Origin of the sequence: Nonomuraea maheshkhaliensis (assembly GCF_039529435.1) — a bacterium.
Taxonomy (GTDB): Bacteria; Actinomycetota; Actinomycetes; order Streptosporangiales; family Streptosporangiaceae; genus Nonomuraea; species Nonomuraea maheshkhaliensis.
In genome coordinates this window covers 1-1811 of record NZ_BAAAMU010000295.1, presented here as the reverse complement: position 1 = coordinate 1811, position 1811 = coordinate 1, and the positions used below count along the sequence as shown (strand labels likewise).

Below are 1811 nucleotides of genomic sequence, written 5' to 3'. Positions count from 1 at the left end.
TGGCCGCTGATCGTGGGGAGTTGGTGTCGGCTCCGGTGGTGGTGGAGTCGGTGGTGGAGGGGAAGACGGGCTGGTTGTTCGCGGGCCAGGGGAGTCAGCGGTTGGGAATGGGCCGGGAACTGGCTGAGGTGTTCCCGGTGTTCCGGGACGTGTTCGAGGAGGTGCTGGCGGGGTTTGGTGATGGGGTGGTGCGTGAGGTGATCTGGTCGGATCCGGGTCGGGTGGATCAGACGCGGTTCGCTCAGTGTGGGTTGTTCGCGGTGGAGGTGGCGTCGGCGCGGTTGCTGGAGTCGTGGGGGATGTCGGCGGATGTGCTGCTGGGGCATTCGATCGGTGAGGTGGCGGCGGCGCATGTTGCTGGGGTGTTGTCGCTGCGGGATGCGTGTGTCTTGGTGGCGGCTCGGGGTCGGCTGATGCAGGAGCTTCCTGCTGGTGGGGTGATGGTGCAGGTGTCTGCTGGTTTGGAGGTGGTGGGGCCGTTGCTGGGCTCGGGGGTGGAGCTCGCGGCGGTCAATGGCCCGGCGGCGCTGGTGTTGTCCGGTTCTGAGTCCGAGGTGCTGGCTGCCGCTGATCGGCTCGCCGCGCAGGGGGTGCGGTGCCGGCGTCTGTCGGTGAGTCATGCTTTTCACTCGGCGCTGATGGAGCCGATGCTGGACGAGTTCCGCGCGGTGGCGGAGACGTTGACTTTCCGCACCCCTCGCATTCTGGTGGTCTCGAACTTGGATGGGCAGCCGGCTGGGGAGCGGATGGCTGATCCGGAGTATTGGGTGGCGCAGGTGCGGCGGACGGTCCGGTTCGCCGATGGGGTCTCGGCGTTGGAGCTGGCCGGAGTGGTGACGTGTCTGGAGTTGGGTCCTGGCCGGGTGTTGTCGGGTCTGGGTTCGCAGGTTTCCGGTGACAAGATCGCCTATATTCCGACTTCGGGCCGCCGTGACGATTCGCAGGTGCGGGCGCTGGTGGCGGGGGTGGGGCGGGCGTTCGCCCGGGGTGCGGAGGTGGACTGGGAAGCTTTCTACGCTCCGCTGCGGCCCAGGCGGGTTGATCTGCCGACATATCCGTTCCAGCGCCGCCGTTACTGGCTGATGCCGGAGCCCGCCGGTGCGGGCGAGGTCGCGAGTCTGGGCCAGGTGGCTGGTGGTCACGTGCTGGCGGGAGCGTTGGTCCCCGTTCCAGAGCGGGACGAACTCCTGCTCACTGGACAGGTGTCGCTGAAGAGCCATCCGTGGCTGGCTGATCACGCGATCATGGGTGCGGTGTTGCTGCCCGGGACTGCGTTCGTCGACCTGGCGTTGCACGCCGGCGTCCAGGCAGGCCGCCCGGTGTTGCGGGAGCTGACCTTGCACGCGCCGCTGCCCGTCACGCACGAGGGTACGGCCCTGCACGTGTCGGTGGCGGCACCCGGCTTGGACGGCGACCGTGTCTTGACCATCCACTCCCGCACCGGCGACGGCATCTGGACCCGCCATGCCACCGGAATCCTGACCACACAGGCCGCGCCGGCAACCCCGATCGGTTCCTGGCCCCCGCCCGGAGCGTCCCCCATCGACCTGGACGGCTTCTACGACCGCCTGGCCGGGCAAGGCGTCGCCTACGGACCCACCTTCCGAGGCGTGACGAAGGCGTGGTCGGCCTCCAACGGCACCCTCTACACCGAAGTGGATCTCCCCGACCAGGACGCAGACGGGTTCGGCATCCACCCGGCACTCCTGGACGCCGCCCTGCACGCCATCGATCTGGCCACCCCCGATACCGACGCCGTCGAGCTGCCGTTCGCCTGGACCGACGTCACCCTGCACGCCACCGGCGCCACC

General features: G+C 68.8%; 1 protein-coding gene. It reads left to right on the top strand.

Annotated elements, in window-relative coordinates; translation table 11 throughout:
- Positions 1-38: 38 nt before the first annotated feature.
- Positions 39-1811, top strand: a 1773-nt coding sequence (locus tag ABFX54_RS56460; protein ID WP_346115586.1) for an acyltransferase domain-containing protein, incomplete at its 3' end; no start/stop codon positions are given.